The sequence below is a fragment of the Streptomyces sp. NBC_00988 genome, assembly GCF_045162645.1.
GTDB lineage: Bacteria > Actinomycetota > Actinomycetes > Streptomycetales > Streptomycetaceae > Streptomyces.
The window spans coordinates 3914310-3936273 of the sequence record NZ_CP108730.1; the positions used below are offsets into that span (position 1 = coordinate 3914310).

At 69.8% G+C, this 21964-nt stretch carries 19 protein-coding genes; 6 read left to right on the plus strand and 13 right to left on the minus strand.

The window, feature by feature from the left end:
- The first annotated feature begins 156 nt into the window (after positions 1-156).
- The 4 genes from OG496_RS17765 to OG496_RS17780 all read left to right on the plus strand — a co-directional run bounded on the left by OG496_RS17765 (position 157) and on the right by OG496_RS17780 (position 4903).
- A complete protein-coding gene (locus OG496_RS17765; RefSeq protein WP_366494059.1) occupies positions 157-1482 on the plus strand; it encodes a DUF2252 domain-containing protein in 1326 nt (441 codons plus the stop codon).
- A gap of 68 nt (positions 1483-1550) precedes the next feature.
- Positions 1551-2240, plus strand: a complete 690-nt coding sequence (locus OG496_RS17770) for a hypothetical protein (protein WP_366494058.1) — start codon at positions 1551-1553, stop codon at positions 2238-2240.
- Between the two features lie 86 nt (positions 2241-2326).
- Entirely contained in the window at positions 2327-3139 is an 813-nt protein-coding gene (locus OG496_RS17775; RefSeq protein ID WP_366494057.1) for a thioredoxin domain-containing protein, read from the plus strand.
- Positions 3140-3241: 102 nt separating this feature from the next.
- Positions 3242-4903, plus strand: coding sequence for an alkaline phosphatase D family protein (locus OG496_RS17780; RefSeq protein ID WP_405971551.1), 1662 nt, complete (start codon positions 3242-3244; stop codon positions 4901-4903).
- Here OG496_RS17780 and OG496_RS17785 read toward each other — a convergent pair whose 3' ends face one another.
- A complete protein-coding gene (locus OG496_RS17785; protein WP_405971552.1) occupies positions 4904-5473 on the minus strand; it encodes a dienelactone hydrolase family protein in 570 nt (189 codons plus the stop codon). It abuts the gene before it with no gap.
- Between the two features lie 29 nt (positions 5474-5502).
- On the opposite strand from OG496_RS17785, the gene OG496_RS17790 reads away from it, so the two are divergent.
- A complete protein-coding gene (locus OG496_RS17790) occupies positions 5503-6609 on the plus strand; it encodes a mechanosensitive ion channel family protein (protein ID WP_405971553.1) in 1107 nt (368 codons plus the stop codon).
- 458 nt (positions 6610-7067) lie between these two features.
- Here OG496_RS17790 and OG496_RS17795 read toward each other — a convergent pair whose 3' ends face one another.
- The 6 genes from OG496_RS17795 to OG496_RS17820 all read right to left on the minus strand — a co-directional run bounded on the left by OG496_RS17795 (position 7068) and on the right by OG496_RS17820 (position 12805).
- A complete protein-coding gene (locus tag OG496_RS17795) occupies positions 7068-7808 on the minus strand; it encodes an SDR family NAD(P)-dependent oxidoreductase (RefSeq protein ID WP_405971554.1) in 741 nt (246 codons plus the stop codon).
- 152 nt (positions 7809-7960) lie between these two features.
- Positions 7961-9547 (minus strand): Na+/H+ antiporter, encoded by a 1587-nt coding sequence (locus OG496_RS17800; protein WP_405971555.1) that lies wholly within the window; start codon positions 9545-9547, stop codon positions 7961-7963.
- A gap of 118 nt (positions 9548-9665) precedes the next feature.
- Positions 9666-10136 (minus strand): GNAT family N-acetyltransferase, encoded by a 471-nt coding sequence (locus OG496_RS17805; RefSeq protein WP_405971556.1) that lies wholly within the window; start codon positions 10134-10136, stop codon positions 9666-9668.
- The gene (locus OG496_RS17810) at positions 10133-11077 is read right to left on the minus strand and encodes an RluA family pseudouridine synthase (RefSeq protein ID WP_366494049.1); all 945 of its coding nucleotides are present in this window, start codon (positions 11075-11077) and stop codon (positions 10133-10135) included. Before OG496_RS17810 ends, OG496_RS17805 begins: the two co-directional genes overlap by 4 nt.
- A 94-nt stretch (positions 11078-11171) precedes the next feature.
- Positions 11172-11750, minus strand: coding sequence for a signal peptidase II (lspA, locus tag OG496_RS17815; protein WP_328683893.1), 579 nt, complete (start codon positions 11748-11750; stop codon positions 11172-11174).
- A 74-nt stretch (positions 11751-11824) separates the two neighbouring features.
- Positions 11825-12805, minus strand: coding sequence for a TraR/DksA family transcriptional regulator (locus OG496_RS17820; RefSeq protein WP_405971557.1), 981 nt, complete (start codon positions 12803-12805; stop codon positions 11825-11827).
- 604 nt (positions 12806-13409) lie between these two features.
- Between OG496_RS17820 and ileS the strand changes: the two genes are divergently transcribed.
- Positions 13410-16556, plus strand: a complete 3147-nt coding sequence (ileS, locus tag OG496_RS17825; RefSeq protein WP_405971558.1) for an isoleucine--tRNA ligase — start codon at positions 13410-13412, stop codon at positions 16554-16556.
- Positions 16557-16780: 224 nt separating this feature from the next.
- Here the strand turns inward: ileS and OG496_RS17830 are convergent, their stop codons facing one another.
- The 6 genes from OG496_RS17830 to ftsZ form a co-directional block, all read right to left on the minus strand.
- Positions 16781-18022, minus strand: a complete 1242-nt coding sequence (locus OG496_RS17830) for a DivIVA domain-containing protein (RefSeq protein ID WP_405971559.1) — start codon at positions 18020-18022, stop codon at positions 16781-16783.
- A gap of 52 nt (positions 18023-18074) precedes the next feature.
- On the minus strand, positions 18075-18365 hold the full coding sequence (locus tag OG496_RS17835; RefSeq protein ID WP_019062316.1) for a YggT family protein: 291 nt from the start codon (positions 18363-18365) through the stop codon (positions 18075-18077).
- A 50-nt stretch (positions 18366-18415) separates the two neighbouring features.
- On the minus strand, positions 18416-19057 hold the full coding sequence (locus tag OG496_RS17840) for a cell division protein SepF (RefSeq protein WP_033284465.1): 642 nt from the start codon (positions 19055-19057) through the stop codon (positions 18416-18418).
- 128 nt (positions 19058-19185) lie between these two features.
- Entirely contained in the window at positions 19186-19905 is a 720-nt protein-coding gene (locus tag OG496_RS17845; RefSeq protein WP_405971560.1) for a YggS family pyridoxal phosphate-dependent enzyme, read from the minus strand.
- Positions 19906-19911: 6 nt separating this feature from the next.
- A complete protein-coding gene (gene pgeF, locus OG496_RS17850; RefSeq protein ID WP_405971561.1) occupies positions 19912-20640 on the minus strand; it encodes a peptidoglycan editing factor PgeF in 729 nt (242 codons plus the stop codon).
- Positions 20637-21824, minus strand: coding sequence for a cell division protein FtsZ (ftsZ, locus tag OG496_RS17855; protein WP_366494043.1), 1188 nt, complete (start codon positions 21822-21824; stop codon positions 20637-20639). The genes pgeF and ftsZ overlap by 4 nt, the downstream gene beginning before the upstream one ends.
- Positions 21825-21964 lie beyond the last annotated feature (140 nt).

Consider the following 21964-nt stretch of genomic DNA (forward strand, 5'->3'; position numbering starts at 1 on the left):
TGACATCAGAGATGAGTACTGTGACGCGAAGCGTCTCGATGAGGGGCGGTCGCCGGGTGACGGGCGGGCGGGCACTCCCACGTACCTTCGAGCGTTGGAAGGTGACGACAGACCCGTCACATGTCACGCACCACCCGTACCAGGAGGCACAGAGCGATGTCGGTTCCGCAGCTCAACGACGAGCACCGCGGCGAGGAGATCCTTGCCGTCTTCGACACCGCCTTCGGCGAGCTCCTGGCCGCCGACCCGGCCGCGTTCCGCGTGAAGTTCCGGAAGATGGCGGCCTCCGCCTTCGCCTTCTACCGGGGCACGGCGGCGCTCTTCTACCACGACCTGGATGCCGAGAAGCGGGGCGGCCCGTACCTGGACGACCGCACCTCGCGCGTGTGGATCCACGGCGACCTGCACGCCGAGAACTTCGGCACGTACATGGACTCGAACGGCCGCCTGGTCTTCAACGTCAACGACTTCGACGAGGCCTACGTCGGCCCCTTCACCTGGGACCTCAAGCGCTTCGCCGCCTCCGTGGCGCTCATCGGGTACGCGAAGGCGCTCAGTGACGAGCAGATCACCGAGCTGGTGCAGGTGTACGCGGGCGCGTACCGCGAGCGGGTGCACGCGCTGGCGACCGGCGCGAAGAGCGACGAGGTGCCGCCGTTCACGCTGGACACGGCCGACGGCCCACTGCTGGGGGCGCTGCGTACGGCCCGCTCCCTGACCCGCTTCGAGCTGCTGGACTCGATGACCGAGATCCGCGACTTCGAGCGCCGGTTCGCGTCGGGCGGCGGCTCCATCGAGCTGGACGCGGCGACCCGCTACAAGGTCCTCGCGGCCTTCGACGGCTACCTGGAGACCCTCCCCGAGTCCTCCCTCGACCGCCCCGACTCCTACCGCGTGAAGGACGTCGTCGGCCGCCGGGGCATCGGCATCGGCTCGGCCGGGCTGCCGTCGTACAACATCCTCCTGGAGGGCAACAGCGACGCCCTGGAGAACGATGTGGTGATCTACATCAAGCAGGCCCAGACGCCGGCCGTCTCGCGGCACATCACGGACGCGGCGATCCGGGACTACTTCCAGCACGAGGGGCACCGCACGGTGATCTCCCAGCGCGCCCTCCAGGCGCACGCGGACCCGTGGCTGGGCTGGACCGAGCTGGGCGGGACCGGGCAGCTGGTCGCCGAGGTGTCGCCGTACGCGGTGGACCTGGACTGGAGCGACATCGACGACCCGGAGGAGATCGCCGCCGTCGTCGCGGACCTCGGGCGGGCCACGGCCACGATGCACGCGGCGGCCGACGACCAGTCCGGCGAGTCCCTGGTGCCGTTCTCCACCGAGCGGGCCATCGACGCGGCGATCGCAGCCGACGAGGACGGCTTCGCGGGCGTGCTCGTCGACTTCGCGCACAGCTACGGCGCACGCGCGCGTGCCGACCACCAGACCTTCGTCGACCTGTTCCGCAACGGCCGGATTCCGGGTCTGTAACCATCCGTACGCTCACAGGAACCCTTTAGGGGTCCCTTACCGGAGCACATGACAGACTCACCTCCGCTATGGACATATCCGGGATCCAGCTCAGGGCCGTACGCGCGGCGCTGTTCACGGCACTGGTCGTGACGCTCAGCACCGCGTCGCACGTGCTGCTGTCCCGGGTCCCGCTTCCGCTCGGCACGGTGGCGGCGATCGCCGCCACCGTGTTCGTGATCGCCTACGCGCTCGCGGGCCGCGAGCGCGGCTTCGGCCGGATCGCCGCACTGCTGATCCCGCTGGAGCTGGCCGCCGACACGGTCTTCACCACCGGCCAGCACGCCTGCTACGGCAGGGCGGGCGGCCCGGTCGCCGGACCGCTGCGCGCGGTCGGCCTGGACGTGCTGTGCAGCGGCGGCAGCGTGGGCACCTCGCTGGCCCGGATGACCGACAACCCCCATCAGGCGGCGGCGCTGCTCACGCACACCGACGCCACCGCCGCCTGGCTGCTGCTCGGCGCGCACATCGGTGTCGGCCTCCTGGCCGCCGCTTATCTGCGCCGCGGCGAACGCGCGATCTCCGAACTGCTGCGCGCGGCAACGGCGGTGGGCTTCCGCCCCCTGCTCCTGGCCGTCGCCGCGGTGTCGGGCCGACGCACCGCGCCGGTCCGCCGGCTGCCGCGCGCCACGCACCGCACGGCCACCGCCCGTGAGCGGCTGCTGGTGCACTCCCTGGGACGGCGTGGACCGCCGTGCTCGGTCCTGCCCGCGGTCTGAACACCCCACAGGTACCTGAGCACACATCAGTCCCCCACACGTATTCCGCGTACGACGTGTACGCGTCCCATATGGAGATCACCAACATGAGCAAGCGGAACAGCGCGGCGGCGAAGACGCAGGCCCGTGAGCGGCTGCGCGCCGAGCGCGAGCGCCAGGCCAAGCGCGCCAAGGTCAGGCGGCAGCTCATAGTCGCCGGTTCGGTCGTCGCCGTCCTGGCGATAGCCGGCGGCATCGGCTACGCCGTCGTACAGAACAACAAGCCCACCTACTGGGAGTCGGCGAAGGACGACAAGCTCGTCAAGCCGGCCAACACCACCGGCACCAACGGCACGACCGTCGTCCTCGGCAAGAGCACCGCCAAGAAGACCCTGGTCATGTACGAGGACCCGCGCTGCCCGATCTGCGCCCAGTTCGAGCAGACCGTCGGCTCGACCGTGAAGAGCGACTTCGACGCCGGCAAGTTCAAGATCCAGTACGTCGGCGCCACGTTCATCGACAACAAGGACAACGGCGAGGGCTCCAAGAACGCGCTGAGCGCCATGGGTGCCGCGCTGAACGTCAGCCCCGAGGCGTTCCTCGAATACAAGACCGCGCTCTACTCGACGAAGTACCACCCGGACGAGTCGACCGACAAGTTCAAGGACGACGCGTACCTGATCAAGGTCGCGAACACGGTCCCCGCCCTGAAGAACAACGCGGCCTTCCAGAAGGCCGTGAAGGCCGGCACCTACGACAAGTGGGCGCTGGACATGTCCGCGACGTTCGACAAGAGCGGGGTGACCGGCACCCCGACCCTGAAGATGGACGGCAAGACGCTGACCGGCTCGGACGGCACGAACGCGCCGATGACGGTGGCCGACTTCACCACGGCGATCACGGCGGCCCTCAAGGCCTGAGCCTTGTTGTAAGACGCTGTTGTAAGACGCACAGCCGAAGAGCGGGCGAACTTTTACGAGTTCGCCCGCTCTCGTTAATACTGATCAGTAACCTGGTCGCTCGTGACCAGTCGATACAGAGCACCCGAGAGCGTCAACTCGCCCTCCCCGCGCCGCCGTACGGTCGTCAAGGCCGCGGCCGCCACCGCGGTCCTGGCCGGCCCACTGATCGCCGCACTGCCCGCCGGGGCTGCCACCGAGACCCCTTCCTTCCTGCACGGCGTCGCCTCCGGGGACCCGCTCCCGGACGGCGTCCTGCTGTGGACCCGGGTGACGCCCACCGCCGAGGCGGTCCCCGGCTCCGGGCTCGGCCCGGACACCGAGGTGAGCTGGACGGTGGCCACCGACAAGGCGTTCACGAACGTCGTCTCCAGGGGCTCGCTCACCGCGACCGCCGCCTCCGACCACACCGTCAAGGCCGACATCCGCGGCCTGGCCCCGGCCACCGACTACTGGTTCCGCTTCTCGGCCGGCGGCACCGACTCCCCGGCGGCGCGCACCCGCACCGCGCCGGCGGCGGACGCGACCGTGTCCGGCCTGCGCTTCGGCGTCGTCACCTGCGCCAACTGGGAGGCGGGCTACTTCTCGTCGTACCGCCATCTCGCGGCCCGCAACGACCTCGACGCGTGGCTGCACCTGGGTGACTACATCTACGAGTACAAGTCCGGCGAGTACGCCGCGCGCGGCACGGTCGTACGGCCGCACGCGCCCCTGAACGAGATCATCACGCTCGCCGACTACCGCACCCGGCACGGCAAGTACAAGACCGACCCGGACCTGCAGGCGCTGCACACCAAAGCACCAGTCATCGCGATCTGGGACGACCACGAGTTCGCGGACAACGCCTGGTCGGGCGGCGCGGTCAACCACACCGAGGGCGCCGAGGGCACCTGGACGGCCCGTCAAGCGGCCGCGAAACAGGCGTACTTCGAGTGGATGCCGGTCCGCCCGGCGATCGCCGGCACCACCTACCGCCGCCTGCGCTTCGGCAAGCTCGCCGACCTCTCGCTCCTCGACCTGCGCTCCTTCCGTTCGCAGCAGGCGAGTTCGGGCAGCGGTTCGGTCGACGACCCGGACCGTACGATCACGGGACGCGCCCAACTCGACTGGCTGAAGGCCGGGTTGAAGGCGTCGGACACCAAGTGGCGGCTGGTCGGCAACTCGGTGATGATCGCGCCGTTCGTCATCGGCTCGCTCACCGCCGACCTGCTCAAGCCGCTCGCGAAGCTGCTGGACCTGCCGGAGGACGGCATCGGCGTCAACACCGACCAGTGGGACGGCTACACCGACGACCGCCGTGAACTCCTCGCGCACCTGCGCTCGAACGCGATCGGCAACACGGTCTTCCTCACCGGGGACATCCACATGTCCTGGGCCAACGACGTGCCGGTGGACGCCGGCACGTACCCGCTCTCGCCGTCAGCGGCAACGGAGTTCGTGATCACGTCCGTGACCTCCGACAACCTCGACGACATAGTGAAGGTCCCCGAGGGCACGGTCTCCGCGCTCGCCGCACCGGTCATCCAGCTCGCCAACCGGCACGTCCACTGGGTCGACACGGACCGCCACGGCTACGGCGTCCTGGACATCACGGCCGACCGGGCGCAGATGGACTACTACGTCCTGTCCGACCGCACGTCGGCGACCGCGACCTCGTCCTGGGAGCGGTCGTACCGGACGCGCAGCGGCACGCAGAAGGTGGAACGGACGTACGACCCCGTGTAGTTACAGCGTGTCGAGGAAACCGAGGGCCACCCGCCAGGTGGCCTCGGCGGCCTCCTCGTCGTAGTCCGGGAGGCCGGGGTCGGTGTACAGGTGGCCGGCTCCGGCGTACCGGTAGACCTCCACGTCCGCGCCCGCCTTGCCCATCTGCAGATACCAGGAGCTGAGCCAGTCGTCGGTCTCGAACTGGTCCGGCTCGGCGACGTGCAGCTGGACCGGCAGGTCGTCGACGGAGGCGTTGGCCGCGATGTCCGAGGTGCCGTGCAGGAGGAGCAGCCCGCGGGCCTTCTCGTCGCCGAGGGCGAGGGTCTGCGCGACGGAGGCGCCGAGCGAGAACCCGGCGTAGACGAGACCGCGCTCGGAGTAGGGAGCGGCGGCCAGCACGGCCCGCTTCAGCAGCTCGTCCTTGCCGATCCCGTCGTTGAAGGCCATGCCCTCCTCGACCGTCTCGAACGTATGCCCCTCGAAGAGGTCCGGGGTCCACACCTCGTGGCCCGCCACGCGCAGCCGCTCGGCGGCGCCCTGCACCGCCGGCCGGAGACCGTACGTCGAGTGGAAGAGCATGATGTTCATGAAGCCATCGTGCCAGTACGGTCGGACACATGGAGAACGTACTGCGCCCGCTGATCGTCATCGGCGGCTCCGTCGTCCTCACGCTGCTCATCGGCTGGGTCACCGACCTGCTGCTGCGCAAGGCGGACGCCCGGCACGACGACACCACACTGTGGGGCCTGCTGCGCCGCGGCCGGGTCCCGTACCAGCTCGTACTCTGCGCGGCCTTCCTCCGAGCCTCCTACGACCAGGCACAACTGCTGGAGGAACACCGGATCGGCATCGGCCAGACCCTCACCCTGGTGCTGATCGGCGCCACCGCGTGGCTGATGATCCGGGTCGCGGCGGCGATCGTGGAGTCGTCGTACGCCCGCTACGCCCGCGTCTCCCGGGACGCGGCCCGGGTCCGCCGGGTCCGGACCCAGGTGACGCTGATCACGCGGGTGGTGGCCGCGATCGTCGGCGTGGTGGCGGTCGCGGCGATGCTGCTGACGTTCCCGGCGATGCGCGCGGCCGGTGCATCCCTGCTGGCCTCGGCGGGCGTCCTCGGCATCGTCGCCGGTGTAGCGGCGCAGTCCACTCTCGCCAACCTCTTCGCGGGACTACAGATCGCCTTCGGCGACATGGTCCGTATCGGCGACACGGTGGTCGTGGACGGCGAGTGGGGCGCGATCGAGGAGATCACCCTGACCTTCCTGACGGTCCGCACCTGGGACGAGCGCCGGATCACCATGCCGGTGTCGTACTTCACGTCCAAGCCTTTCGAGAACTGGTCGCGCGGCACCCCCCAGATGACCGGCATCGTCTATTTCCAGGTGGACCACTCGGCCCCGGTCGACGCGATGCGCACGCAGCTCCGCGAAATCCTCCGAGCCTGCCCGGCCTGGGACGGCCGCAGCTACGGTCTCGTCGTCACCGACACCACCCCGAACACCATGGAGGTCCGGGCCCTGGTCACGGCAAAGGACGCGGACGACATCTGGACGGTACGGGTCACGGTCCGCGAACAGATGATCCGCTGGCTGTACGTGGAGCATCCCTACGCGCTGCCTCGCGTCAACACGACGGACGCGGCACCGATCCCGGGCGAGGACCCATCCCCCAACGGAGGCGCCACCCGCTCGGCTCACGAGCCGCCGGGGGGCAACCGGGTCTGAGGATCGGGCGGGGCGGGGCATGCCGGTCGGCTGACGGCCACGGCTGAACTACCCACCCACGCCCACCCGTTCACCGTCTGTTGAGGGGTGGGCGTTTGCCGTTGGGGGGGGTGGCACCTCTGGCGGCTGACCGGTTCAAGGCCTCAACGCCCATGCTGGGCAACGTCGTTGGACCGGGCGACCCGCGAAGCGACCGGGAACTGGCTACGGCTGAGCAACTCCGGGCACCCCAACACCCGTGCCCAGTACCACCATTGACCTGCACGCCCAGCGAGGCAACCGGTCCCCCGCAGCCGGAGCGACCAGCCGGCCCGAGGTCGCAACGCCCATGCCCGGCGAGAGCCCTCCCCCGCCCCGAACGCCCGAGCCCGGGCCGAGGCCAGTGACCGGCACCTCAATCCCCGTGCGCGGCACCGCCGTTGACCGGAACCAAACCCCAGCCGATCAGCCCCAGCCCCTCAACGCCCCCGCTCAGCCCCGCCATTTACCTGAATCACCTGCGACGTCACATGCCCGGCAGCCGGGGACGCGAGCCAGTGCAAGGTCGCGGCGACATCCCCCGGGGTACCGGCCCGCCCGGTCGACGTGTCGTTGATGAGCCGTTCACGCCGGGCGGCGTCGATCTGTGGGCCGAAGAACTCGGTGTCCTCGATGTACCCGGGCGCGACCACGTTCACGGTGATGCCGCGCGGGCCGAGATCCCGGGCCAGGTCATAGGCGTACGGATGCAACGCGGCCTTGGCGCCGCCGTACGCCCCGCTCCCCGAACCCCGGTACGCGGCGATGGAGCTCACGAACAGCACCCGCCCGCCCGGCTCCGCGAGCCGCGGCTTCAGCGCCTCGGTGAGCAGCGCGGCGCTCAGGGTGTTGATGCGGAAGTTGACCGTCCAGTCGTGCGCGACGCGGTCCAGCGGATCACTGCTGGCACTGCCCGGCTCCAACGCCCCGGTACCGCCCGCGCCGTGCACCAGCACATCCACGGTGCCGAACTCCTCGGCGACGAACCGCCCCACCCCGCGCACGACTTCGGGCTCGCTCAGGTCCCCGGCGTACGTCAGCGCCCCCGGCACCGCGGCCTTCTCCAACACCTCGCGCCGTCGCCCGAGGAGCAACACCCGATCCCCGTCGGCCGCGAAGGCATGCGCCGCGGCGAGCCCAATTCCCGTACCGCCACCACTGATTACGACGTTGCGAGCCATGCGACGAGCCTACAAAGCGAACCGGGCGTTCCTCTCCCGCGTTACAGGACTGCCATGCGCGGGCGGAAGGCCGCCGACGGCGCCGCGCCCCCCACGGCAAACGCCCACCTGTCGGCCAACGGTGTACGGGCGGTGCGTAGGTGGGAGAGCACTCACCTCAAGCTACGGACATCCAGATGCCGGAGCACCCGGTCCACGATCTCCGGATCCGCCCCGGGTTCGCTCCGCGCAGCCAGCACCTCATGCCGGGCCGCGCTCATCATCTCCCCCTGGATCCGCCGCATGCGCTTCACCCGCTTCACCCGCTTCTCGTACGCCTCCCGCCGCTCCCCGTCCCCCACCTCGGGAGAGATCCGCACCCCGATGTCGAACGCCCGCCGCAGCAACTGCTCGGACACCTCCTCCGGCAGCTCCTCGACATCCTCGATCTCCCGCAGCCTCCGCTTCGCGGCCTTCGCCGCCCGCACCGCCAGCTCCTTCTCGAACGCCTTCTCGCTGTCGGTGTCGGCCCGCACCCCGAGCCGCTTCACCAGCCACGGCAAGGTGAGCCCCTGCAGCACCAGCGTCGCCATGATCACCCCGAACGCGATGAACACGATCTCGTCCCGGTCCGGGAACGCCGACCCGTCGTCCATGGTCAGCGGAATCGCCAGCGCCAGGGCCACGGACGCCACCCCGCGCATCCCGGCCCACCACATGATCACGGTCTCCCGCCAGGACGTCGGGATCTCCTCGTCGTAGTCCCGCTTGGCGTGCAGCCGTTTCGTCAGCCAGGTCGCCGGCAGCAGCCACGCCAGCCGTACGACGACCACGACCCCGACGATCGCCGCGGCCCAGCCGAGCATCTCGCCCCACCGCCCGGACGCCGTACGGATCGCGTTGTGCAGTTCGAGCCCGATGAGCCCGAACGCGACCCCGGTGACCAGCGTGTCCACGACATCCCACACGGTCGCCCCGGCGAGCCGGGTCAACACGTCGTCGGCACCCAGGGAGTACTCCGCCAGGAACAGCGCGGTGGTGAGCACGGCGAGCACCCCGGAGCCGTGCAGTTCGTCGGCCAGGACGTACGAGGCGTACGGCACCAGCAGCGTCAGCCCGATCTGCAGGGTGGCGTCGTCGAGCGCCGACATCAGCTTGTTCGTGGCCCACCCCAGGGCCACTCCGACCACTACGGCGACCACGGCGGACAGCACGAAGTCGAGCCCGGCGCGCCAGAACTCGAAGCTCCCGCTGACGGCGGCGGCGATCGCCACGTGGTACAGCACGATGGCCGTCACGTCGTTGAAGAGACCCTCGCCCTCCAGGATCGACACCAGCCGCCGCGGCAGCCCGAGTTGCCCCGCGACGGCAGTCGCGGCGACCGGGTCGGGCGGCGCCACCAACGCGCCGAGCGCCACCGCGGCCGCGATCGGCAGCCCCGGCACGATCACGCTCGCGACGGCGGCCACGGCGAGGGTGGTGACGAACACCAGCGCCACGGCCAGCAGGAAGATGGGCCGGATGTTGGCCGTGAACTGCCGCCAGGAGGTGCGCCGTACGGCCGCGTACAGCAGCGGTGGCAGCAGCAGGGGCAGGATCAGTTCGGGCGGGACGTTCACGTTCGGCACGAAGTCGGCCACCGCGAGGACTATCCCGAGAAGGGTCATGAGCACCGGCGCCGGCAGACCGAACCGGTCCCCCAGCGGGACGCTCACCACGGCCCCGAGCAACAGGACGAACAACAGGGCCAATTGATCCACGGTCAGGGCTCCGGCCGGATCTCGACGTTCACACAACGGACGCCCCAGCCTGCCACGCCGCCTACCCCACCAGCTCTTTCGACGCCCCTCGGTTGTAGAGCAGGTCGCAGAGCACCGGTCAGAGAACGCGCCGCATCGCCAGGTGCGGAATCCCGGCGTCCGCGAACTCCGGCCCGTACGCCTCGTAGCCGAGCCGTTCGTAGAACCCGAGGGCATGCGTCTGCGCATGCAGATCTACGGCGGCCAGCCCACGCGCGCGTGCCGCGTCCTCGATGGCCCGCACCAGCGCGACCCCGACCCCGAGCCCCCGTGCCTCCTTGGTGACGGCCAGCCGCCCCAGGGACCCCACGGCCGGGTCCCCGCCGGTCTTCGCCGCGGCCGCCTCGCCGTACAACAGCCGCCCGGTCCCGAGCGGCGTCCCGTCCTCACGCACGGCGAGGACATGCGTCGCTACGGCGTCGTACGCGTCGTACTCGATCTCCTGGGGCACGCCCTGCTCGACGACGAAGACGTCCTTGCGCACCGCGAAGCAGGCCTCGCGGTCGGCCGGGTCCTCGGCGACGCGCACCGCGTACGACGTCGGACTCATGCGTAGGTCTCCTCGCGCACCAGGTCGAGGGCCTGCTGGAGGTCGTCCGGGTAGCCGCTCTCGAACTCGACCCACTGGCCGTCGGCGGGGTGCTCGAAGCCGAGCCGGACGGCGTGCAGCCACTGGCGGGTCAGGCGCAGCCGCTTGGAGAGCGTCGGGTCGGCGCCGTAGGTCAGGTCGCCGACGCACGGGTGGCGGTGGGCGGCCATGTGCACGCGGATCTGGTGGGTGCGGCCGGTCTCCAGCTTCACGTCGAGCAGGGAGGCCGCGCGGAACGCCTCGATGAGGTCGTAGTGCGTGATCGACGGCTTGCCCTCGGCGGTGACCGCCCACTTGTAGTCGTGGTTCGGGTGGCGGCCGATGGGAGCGTCGATGGTGCCGCTGGTCGGGTCCGGGTGGCCCTGGACCAGCGTGTGGTAGCGCTTGTCGACCGTGCGCTCCTTGAACTGGCGCTTCAAGGAGGTGTACGCACGCTCCGACTTCGCGACGACCATCAGGCCGGACGTGCCGACGTCGAGGCGGTGCACGATGCCTTGGCGCTCGGCGGCACCGGACGTCGAGATGCGGTACCCGGCGGCGGCCAGGCCGCCGATGACGGTCGTCCCGGTCCAGCCGGGGCTGGGGTGGGCGGCGACGCCGACCGGCTTCACGATCACGATCACGTCATCGTCGTCGTAGACGATCTCCATGCCCTCGACGGGCTCGGCGACGATCTGCACGGGCGCGGGCGCCTGCGGCATCTCGACCTCCAGCCAGGCCCCGCCGTGCACCCGCTCGGACTTCCCGACCACCGAGCCGTCGACCGTGACCTTCCCCGCCGCGGCCAGCTCGGCGGCCTTCGTACGGGAGAAGCCGAACATGCGGGAGATGGCGGCGTCGACACGCTCGCCCTCCAGGCCGTCGGGCACGGGCAGGTTTCGGATCTCGGGAACTGTGCTCACCCGGTCGAGTATGCCGGACGGGTCCGACACCGCCTTACCCGAGCCGAGGCGCTCAGGCTCTGCGGACCCGCGCTCAGCCCTCGTGGATCCGCGCTCAGTCCTTGTGGACGGTGCCGTCCGGGTCCAGGCCGCGGAAGGAGAGCAGCACGATCAGGATGCCGCCGCACACGATCGCCGAGTCGGCGAGGTTGAAGACGGCGAAGCCCTTGGGCGCGATGAAGTCGACGACCTCGCCCTGGAAGATGCCGGGCGAACGGAAGATCCGGTCGGTGAGGTTGCCGAGCGCACCGCCCAGCAGCAACCCGAGCGCGATCGCCCACGGCAGGCTGTAGAGCTTGCGGGCCAGCCGGGCGATCACCACGATCACGGCGGCCGCGATCATCGTGAAGATGACCGTGAAGGCCGCGCCGAACCCGAAGGCCGCGCCGGGGTTGCGGATCGCGTGGAACTCCAGCCAGTCCCCGAAGACCTCGATCGGCGCGTGGTGCTCCAGCTTGGCGACCACGAGTAGCTTGCTGACCAGGTCCAGGGTGTACGCGAAGGCGGCCACCACGAACAGGACGGCGATCCGGCGCCTGCCCCTGGGGGGCGACGCGGTGTCACCCTGCTCCGGCTCTGCCCCCGCCGCCTCTGGGGTATCCGGCGTACCGATGATGCGCTCCGCCTCTGCCACGTGAGTCCCTCGACCTAGGTGCCTAACTCAGGATGAGGGTACGGCACACCTGTCGGGGGCTTCAGTACCGGCGTTCAGTACCGGCGCTCCTGCTTCTGCTTGCACTCGACGCACAGGGTGGCCCGGGGGAAGGCCTGCATACGGGCCTTGCCGATCGGGTTGCCGCAGTTCTCGCACAGGCCGTAGGTGCCGGCGTCCAGCTTCCCCAGGGCGCGCTCGGTCTGGATCAGCATCTCGCGCGCGTTGGCGGCCAGCGCCATCTCGCTCTCGCGCGTGATGTTCTTGGTGCCGGTGTCGGCGTCGTCGTCGCCCGCGCCGTCCCCGGAGTCCCGCATCAGACCGGCGAGGGCCTGCTCGGTGGACGTGATCTCCTCGCTGAGCCGTGCGGCCTCGGACTGCAGCTCGGTACGGGCCTCCTCGACCTCCTCGGGCGTCCAGGGGTCCTCGCCGGGGCGCACCGCGAGCTCGCCGGGCACCGCCGCGACCCGCGCCTTCGGAACGGCCCTCTTCGCCGCCGTGGCCGTGCCAGGAGTCTTCTTCGCAACCACCGTCGTGGCTCCCGTCTGCTCCGCGGCCTGCGCCGCGCCCGCCTTTGCCTTGTTGGCCGCGCTCTTCTTCGTACCGGTCGTGCCCTTGGTTCCCGCAGTGCGATTCGTGCCCGTGGTGCTCTTCGTGGAACCGCTTTTCGCGCCGGCGGTGCTCTTCGTAGGGCTGCTCTTCGTCGACGTGCTCTCAGGGGCGGTCTTCTTGACGGCCGCTTTCTTCACGGCCGCTTTCTTGACGGCCGTCTTCTTCGTGTCCGTGGCCTTCGGGACGGCCGTCGCCTTCGTAGCGGTCGTCTTCGTAGCCGTGGCCTTCGTAGCCGCCGCCTTTTTCGTCGCCGTGGATGTGGATTTCGAGGCGCTCTTCTTGGCCACCGTCTCCTCGGCCACCGCCTTCTTGACGGCCCCCGGTCTCTCGGCCCCTTCCGCAGTCGCCTTCTCCGAAGAAGCCGCCTTCGTAGCGACCGCCTTCTTCGCCGCGGTCTTCTTCGTTGCGGTCTTCTTCGCCACCATGGCCGCGGCCCCTTCACATTTTGTGATCACGCACGCGAATCGTGCTGGGACGATAAATCGACTTGAGTCCCGCGGCAACGGGGCACGCCGCCCGATTCGTCCACCCCCCTGGCCCCGCGCGGCAAGCCTTCATGCGTTGTGCCCAGCTCCCCGCCGGGTAATCCGCCGAGTCCGGCACCTCGAACATCGAACGCGTGTTCAGCGCCATTCGAGTCATGAAACGTGTTCGCAAGCCTCTCGCCGAGGCCCCCGCAAAACCGGTCGGCCGCTGTCCGTGCGGCGCCGTACACTTGCCGGAGCGAGAAGCGTGGATGGGGACGAGTAGCGGCGTACGCAGCCCAGAGCGACCCGGGGACGGTGGAAGCCCGGGGGCGAGCGCGACGTGAAGATCACCCCGGAGCCGCCGGAAGAAAGCCGCAGCCCACCAGCCGCGGCCGGTAGACCCGGTATCGCGACCCCAATGAGGGGGCTCACTGGTGTGCTGGACGCACCGGGGAGCCAAGGAGGGTGGTACCGCGGGAGCGCGCCGCACACGGCGTACGGAAAGTCGTAGCTCTCGTCCCTCCGGACGGAAGGCAGAAAGTCCGCCGGAGGAAGCTCGCTGATGACAACGCCGACGTACCGCCAGGTGCCCGCCCAGGTCGACCTGCCCGCGCTGGAGCATGCCGTGCTCGACTTCTGGCGCGAGCAGAAGATCTTCGCCAAGACCCTGGACCAGTCCGAGGGGCGCCCCGAGTGGGTGTTCTACGAGGGCCCGCCCACGGCCAACGGCATGCCGGGCGCCCACCACATCGAGGCGCGCGTCTTCAAGGACGTCTTCCCCCGCTTCCGCACCATGCGCGGCTACCACGTGGCCCGCAAGGCCGGCTGGGACTGCCACGGCCTCCCGGTGGAGCTGGCGGTCGAGAAGGAGCTGGGCTTCACCGACAAGCAGGACATCGAGGCGTACGGCATCGCCGAGTTCAACGCCAGGTGCCGCGAGTCCGTGACCCGGCACACCGACGCCTTCGAGGCGCTCACGACCCGCATGGGGTACTGGACGGACCTCGACGACCCGTACCGCACGATGGACCCCGAGTACATCGAGTCGGTCTGGTGGTCCCTCAAGGAGATCTTCAACAAGGGCCTGCTCGTCCAGGACTACCGCGTCGCCCCCTGGTGCCCGCGCGACCAGACGGGCCTCTCGGACCACGAGCTGGCGCAGGGCTACGAGACGGTCGTCGACCCCTCCGTGTACGTCCGTTTCCCGCTCACCTCCGGTCCGCTGGCCGGCCGTGCCGCACTCCTGGTCTGGACGACGACCCCCTGGACGCTGGTGTCCAACACGGCCGTCGCCGCCCACCCCGAGGTCACCTACGTCGTCGCGACGAAGGGCCCCGACAGCACAGAGCAGCTCGTCGTCGCCGAGCCGCTGCTCGCCAAGGCCCTCGGCGAGGGCTGGGAGACCACCGGTGAGTCCTTCACCGGCGCCGAGATGGAGCGCTGGACGTATCAACGTCCGTTCGAGCTCGTGGAGTTCCCGGAGCCCGCCCACTACGTGGTGAACGCGGAGTACGTGACGGTCGAGGACGGTACGGGTCTGGTCCACCAGTCCCCCGCCTTCGGCGAGGAGGACCTCAAGGTCTGCCGCGCGTACGGCCTGCCGGTCGTGAACCCGGTCCGCCCGAACGGCACGTTCGCCGAGGACGTCCCGCTCGTGGGCGGTGTCTTCTTCAAGAAGGCGGACGAAAAGCTCACCGAGGACCTCAAAGACCGCGGCCTGCTCTTCAAGCACGTGCCGTACGAGCACAGTTACCCGCACTGCTGGCGCTGCCACACCGCGCTGCTGTACTACGCGCAGCCCTCCTGGTACATCCGCACCACGGCCGTCAAGGACCGCCTCCTCCAGGAGAACGAGAACACCAACTGGTTCCCGGACACCGTCAAGCACGGCCGGTACGGCGACTGGCTGAACAACAACATCGACTGGGCGCTGTCCCGCAGCCGCTACTGGGGCACCCCGCTCCCGATCTGGCGCTGCGCGGAGGACCACCTCACGGTCGTCGGCTCCCGCGCGGAGCTGACCGAGCTGACGGGCACCGACCAGTCGGGCCTGGACCCGCACCGCCCGTTCATCGACGCGGTCAGCTTCGCCTGCCCCCAGTGCGGCGAGAGCGCCACGCGCGTGCCCGAGGTCATCGACGCCTGGTACGACTCGGGTTCGATGCCGTTCGCGCAGTGGGGCTACCCGCACAAGAACAAGGAACTCTTCGAGTCCCACTACCCGGCGCAGTTCATCAGCGAGGCCATCGACCAGACCCGCGGCTGGTTCTACACGCTGATGGCGATCGGCACCCTGGTCTTCGACAAGTCGTCGTACGAGAACGTCGTCTGCCTCGGCCACATCCTCGCCGAGGACGGCCGCAAGATGTCCAAGCACCTGGGCAACACCCTGGACCCGATCCCGCTGATGGACCGTCACGGCGCGGACGCGGTGCGGTGGTTCATGGCGGCTGGCGGCTCCCCGTGGGCGGCACGCCGCGTGGGCCACGGCACGATCCAGGAGGTCGTCCGCAAGACCCTCCTGACGTACTGGAACACGGTCGCCTTCCAGGCCCTGTACGCGCGCACGTCCGACTGGGCGCCCAGCGCGGCGGACCCGGCCCCGGCCGACCGCCCGGTCCTGGACCGCTGGCTCCTGTCCGAACTCCACGCGCTCACCGACCAGGTGACGCAGGCTCTGGAGTCCTACGACACCCAGCGCGCCGGCAAGCTCCTGTCGGCGTTCGTCGACGACCTGTCCAACTGGTACGTCCGCCGCTCCCGCCGCCGCTTCTGGCAGGGCGACAAGGCCGCGCTGCGCACCCTGCACGAGGTCGTCGAGACGGTCACCCAGCTGATGGCCCCGCTGACCCCGTTCATCACCGAGCGGGTCTGGCAGGACCTGATCGTCCCGGTGACCCCGGGCGCCCCCGAGTCGGTCCACCTGTCCGCGTGGCCGGAGGCGGACCTCTCCGTCATCGACCCCGAGCTCTCCAAGCAGATGGTCCTCGTACGGCGCCTGGTGGAGCTGGGCCGGGCCACGCGCGCGGAGTCGGGCGTCAAGACGCGCCAGCCGCTGTCCCGCGCGCTGATCGCGGCCACGGGCTTCGCCGCCCTGGACCGGGAACTGCACGCGCAGATCACGGAGGAGCTGAACGTCGAGGGGCTCGCCTCGCTGAGCGAGGTCGGCGGCTCGCTGGTCGACACCACGGCGAAGGCCAACTTCCGCGCCCTGGGCAAGCGGTTCGGCAAGCGCGTCCAGGACGTCGCGAAGGCCGTGGCGAACGCGGACGCGGCCGCGCTGTCCCTGGCGCTGCGCGAGGGCACGGCGTCCGTCGAGGTGGACGGCGAGACCATCACGCTGGCCCCGGATGAGGTGATCATCACAGAGACCCCGCGCGAGGGCTGGTCCGTGGCCTCCGACTCGGGGGCGACGGTCGCCCTCGACCTGGAGATCACCGAGGAGCTGCGGCAGGCGGGCCTGGCCCGTGACGCGATCCGCCTGATCCAGGAGTCCCGCAAGAACAGCGGCCTGGACGTCGCCGACCGGATCGCCCTGCGCTGGACGTCGACCGACCCGGCGGTCATCGCGGCCCTGTCCGAGCACGCGGCCCTGATCGCCGACGAGGTCCTCGCCACGGACTTCGCCCAGGGCGAGGCCGACGACAGCTACGGCACCCCGTTCACCGACGAGGGCCTGTCCCTGGTCTTCCGCCTGCACAAGGCGTAAGCACCACCACCGGCACGGGAAAAGGGCCCGGCCTCCTTCGTGGAGGCCGGGCCCTTTTCTCACGCCCAACGGTCAACTCACCTGAACCAACGGCCGACTCACCTGCCCCAACGGTCAACTCACGTGATCCAGCGCTCAACCCGCGTAAAAAGGGCGGGGCCCCGGATCGAAATCCGGGGCCCCGCCCTGAACGCTGCCGACGCCGAAGGCGTACTAAAGGCCGGTCAGTTGTCGTCCTCGTCGATCAGGAACCCGCGCATCGGCGAGGGAGCCTGGCCCATCGGCGACGGGCCCTGCGGCCGTACCGGCGCCATCGGCTGGGTCATGGCCGGGGACATCTGCTGCTGGCCGCCGTAGGACGGACCGGCGGGCGGCGGGCCGCCCATGCCCTGGTTGCCGCCGTACGACGGGGCGCTCGCGCCGGCCGGGGCCATGGAAGGCGCCGGGGACGGCGGAAGCGACGCGGTCGCCGGAGTGCGCGGCGGGGCCAGCGAGTCGTCGGCCTGGGTCTCCAACTGACGCAGCTGGGACTCCAGGTAGGACTTCAGACGCGTGCGGTACTCGCGCTCGAAGCCGCGCAGGTCCTCGACCTTGCGCTCCAGCGTGGCGCGGGCGGACTCCAGGGAGCCCATCGCGACGCGGTGCTTCTCCTGCGCGTCCCGCTCCAGGGCGTCGGCCTTGGCTCGGGCGTCACGCTCAAGACCCTCGGCGCGCGAACGGGCCTCGCCGACGATCTTGTTGGCCTCGGAACGGGCCTCGGCGATCGCCTGGTCGGCGGTCTGCTGGGCCAGCGAGAGGACACGGGCGGCACTGTCGCCACCGGGGCCCTGCTGCGGCATGCCGCCGCCCATGGGACCGCCCATGGGGCCGCCCATCTGCTGCTGCATGGGGGGCTGGCCGCCCATCTGACCCTGCATCGGGCCTTGGCCCATCTGCTGCATCTGACCCTGCATCGGGCCCTGGCCCATCGGACCGCCCATGGGGCCCTGTCCCATCGGACCCTGACCCTGCGGGCCGCCCTGACCCTGGCCACCGGGGCCGGCGGGCAACTGCGGGGCACCGCTCGGCAGCTGAGGCGGGCCGCCCATGGGGCCGCCCATCTGCTGCTGCGGCGGGCCCGATATGCCGGCGGGCACCGGGCCACCCGGACCGCGCATGCCTTGCGGGGGCATGCCCTGCGGGGGCATCCCCTGCTGCTGCATGCCACCTTGCTGCATGCCGCCCTGCTGCATGCCACCCTGCTGCTGGTCCTGTTCGGGGGGCTTGCGCATGTTCTGTTGGTTCTGCGCCGCGGCGCGCGTGGCCGCGGCCAGCTTGGCGCGCAGGTCCTCGTTCTCGCGCAGCAGGCGCGTCAGTTCGGCTTCGACCTCGTCGAGGAAGGCATCGACCTCGTCCTCGTCATAGCCTTCTCGGAGGCGGACGGTCGTGAACTGCTTGTTCCGCACGTCCTCGGGGGTCAACGGCATCTCTTCACCTCAACGTAGTCATCGGCAGTCGGCAAGACCGTATCGTCCACTGTCACCTCGCGAGATTGCCCACGATAGAGATCAAGATGTAGACGATGATCATCAGGACGAAGAAGGACAGGTCGAGCGCCACGCCCCCGAGACGCAACGGCGGGATGAACCGCCGCAGAAGCTTCAACGGTGGATCGGTGACAGTGTAGGCGGCCTCCAGAACGACCACCATCGCCTTGCCGGGTTGCCATGAGCGGGCGAACTGGAAGACGTAGTCCATGACCAACCGGAAGATGAGCACGATGAGGAACACCATCAGCGCGATGTAGATCACCTGCGCGAACACGCTCATGGTCTGTCTTTCCCTCTCCCCTGTTCCGTGCTTTCTAGCGGCTGTCTGTCTCAGCTCTGATTGAAGAACCCGCCCTCTGCGATGCGGGCCTTGTCCTCCGCCGTGACATCGACGTTAGCAGGCGACAACAGGAACACCTTCTGCGTCACCCGCTCGATGCTGCCGTGAAGACCAAACACCAAACCGGCCGCAAAGTCGACAAGTCGCTTGGCGTCTGTGTCATCCATCTCAGTCAGATTCATGATCACCGGGGTGCCTTCACGGAAGTGTTCCCCGATGGTACGGGCCTCGTTGTAGGTCCGGGGGTGAAGTGTGGTGATCCGGTAAGGCTCTCGTTCCGACACGACCTTGGGCATGATCACCGGTGCGTTCTTCTCCAGGGACTGGCGTTCTTGTGTGATGGATGCCACGGGCGCGATTCGCGCCGGACGCCCTGATTCCGCACCCAGCGAAGCGGAATGGGACACCGGTTCGCGAGGGGCCGGAGGCTGCACCACTCGTACTGGTTCGTCCCTTTGAGACTGATGTGGGGTGTGTGACTGGTGCGACGGCTCGTGCCGTCGACGGTCCCGCTCGGGCTCCGGGTCCAGTTCGGGTTCGAAGTCGTCATCGGGGTCGAAACCCCGGCCGTCGTACCCATCGTCCTCCACGAGGCCGAGGTAGACCGCCATCTTGCGCATCGCGCCGGCCATGCTCTGAGTCCTCCGCTCTGTGGTGGATCGGCTGACGACTGCCAAGTGCCCGCGATCCACGAGGTCGTTATGCCCGCCTTCAGCGGCATTGACCATATTTTCTGCTGTGGTCCGACTTCCTGGCGACGTTACCCGAGCCTGGGGCGCACGCCGAGTACCGCAGTGCCGACGCGTACATGTGTCGCTCCGGCTGCCACGGCCTGTTCGAGGTCCGCACTCATCCCTGCCGACACCATGTTCGCAGCAGGATGGGCTCGGCGCAGGTCAGTCGACAAATCCATCAACCGCCCGAACGCCTCCAGTTGGCGTCCGGCGTACTCACCGGTGAGCGGAGCGACGGTCATCAGCCCGTCGAGCCTCAACCCCGGAGCTCCGGCGACGAGATCGGCCAACTCCCCGATCCCGCCCGGTCCGACGCCGCCCCGCTCGCCCCGCCCGCTCACTCCCGCGTCGAGCGCGACCTGGATGAGACAGCCCAGTTGGCGTCCGGACCGCTCGGCCTCCTTCGACAGCGCGGTGACGAGCCGGGCCCGGTCGACCGACTGCACGACATCGGCGTAACCGGCCACGGATCGCACCTTGTTGGTCTGCAACTGACCGACGAAGTGCCAACTCAGCGGCAGATCCGCGCATTCGGCGGCCTTCGGGGCGGCGTCCTGGTCCCGGTTCTCGGCGACATGACGCACACCGAGTTCCGCCAACATCCGCACGTCACTTGCCGGATAGGTCTTGGTGACCACGATCAGGGTCACTTCTTCACGCTTCCGCCCGGCCGCGGTACACGCGGCGGCGATGCGCTCCTCGACTTTCGCCAGATTTACGGCGAGTTCGTCCCTACGGTCCGTCATGTCCCGTCAGTCCAGCCAGACATAGCTCGCCAGCCGCCCGGTCGTCCGGTCGCGGCGGTACGAGAAGTGGTCGTCCGATTCACGGGTGCACACCGGCGACTGCTCCCGGTCGCGCACCCCGAGCCGGTCGAGCTGCGCGTGCGCCCCGGCGGTCACGTCGACCGCGGGAGTGCCCCAACTCGTCTCGGCGTACGCCGCCGGTTCCACGGCGGCGACGTCGGCGCGCATGTCCGCGGGCACTTCGTAGCACCGGCCGCAGACGGCGGGTCCGGTGCGGGCGACGATCCGCGCGGGATCGGCGCCGAGTTCGACCATGGCCCGTACGGCGGCGGGGACGACCCCGGCGACCATGCCCGGGCGTCCGGCGTGGGCCGCGCCCGCGATCCCGGCGACCGGGTCGGCGAGCAGGACCGGCGTGCAGTCGGCGGTCAGCACGGCGAGGGCGAGGCCGCGCCGGGCGGTGACGACCGCGTCGACGGAGGGGACGTCCGAGGCACCCCAGGGCCCCTCGACGACCGCCACGTCCGCGCCGTGCACCTGGTTCATCCAGACCACCAGGGCCGGATCCAACCCCAGTGACTTGGCGGCCAGTTCGCGATTGGTACGGACCGCGTCGGCGTCGTCGCCGACCGCGCCGCCGAGGTTGAGCTCCTCGTACGGAACGGCGCTCACCCCGCCCCACCTGTCGGTGAAGGCGAAATGCGCGCCGCTCACGGTGTCGAACTGTCCTATCACTTCAGGAAGTCCGGTACGTCCAGCTCCTCGGCGGCGCTGTCCGAGTAGGTCCGCGACGGCGGGACCGGCGGGGCGACCGGGAGGTCGGCGACCGGCTCCTGGGCGGGCTCCGGCTCCTCCTTGGGCTTGACGCTGCCGAGCGAGCCGAAGGACGGACGGCTCTCCTGCCGTACCGGAGTCGGCTCGTCGCGGCGGGCCGAGGACGAGCTCGTGCCCGTCTCGCGGCGGGTCGGCGGCTGCCCGCCGTCGAAGCCAGCCGCGATGACCGTGACCCGGACCTCGTCGCCGAGGGCGTCGTCGATGACCGCGCCGAAGATGATGTTGGCCTCGGGGTGGGCGGCCTCGCTGACCAGTTGGGCCGCTTCGTTGATCTCGAACAGGCCGAGGTCGGAGCCGCCGGAGATGGAGAGCAGGACGCCGCGGGCGCCGTCGATGGAGGCTTCCAGGAGCGGCGAGGAGATCGCCATCTCGGCCGCCGCCACCGCGCGGTCGTCGCCGCGGGCCGAGCCGATGCCCATGAGGGCCGAACCGGCCTCGGACATCACGGACTTGACGTCGGCGAAGTCGAGGTTGATCAGGCCGGGCGTGGTGATGAGATCGGTGATGCCCTGCACACCGGAGAGCAGGACCTGGTCCGCCGACTTGAAGGCGTCGAGGACCGAGACCTGGCGGTCCGAGATGGACAGCAGCCGGTCGTTCGGGATGACGATGAGGGTGTCGACCTCTTCGCGGAGTTCGGCGATGCCGTCCTCCGCCTGGTTCGCCCGGCGCCGTCCCTCGAAGGTGAACGGGCGGGTGACCACGCCGATGGTGAGGGCGCCCAGGGAGCGCGCGATGTTGGCCACGACGGGGGCGCCGCCGGTGCCGGTGCCGCCACCCTCTCCGGCCGTCACGAAGACCATGTCGGCCCCCTTGAGGACCTCCTCGATCTCCTCGCGGTGATCCTCGGCGGCCTTGCGGCCGACGGCCGGGTTGGCGCCGGCGCCGAGTCCGCGGGTGAGTTCGCGGCCGACGTCGAGTTTGACGTCGGCGTCGCTCATCAACAGCGCCTGCGCGTCGGTGTTGATGGCGATGAACTCGACGCCCTTGAGACCGACCTCGATCATCCGGTTGATGGCATTGACACCACCGCCGCCGACACCGATGACCTTGATGACTGCGAGGTAGTTCTGCGGTGCTGCCACGTCGAAGGCCTCTCGCCTCGAATTACGTCGCCGTCACCGTGCGGTTCCGCGCGGGACGGCAGATGCCGAATGGGACGGTCCGTAGCGCCGACCCGAACCCTAACGTTGAAGTTTAGGGTTACCAATGTGTCCGTTCCATG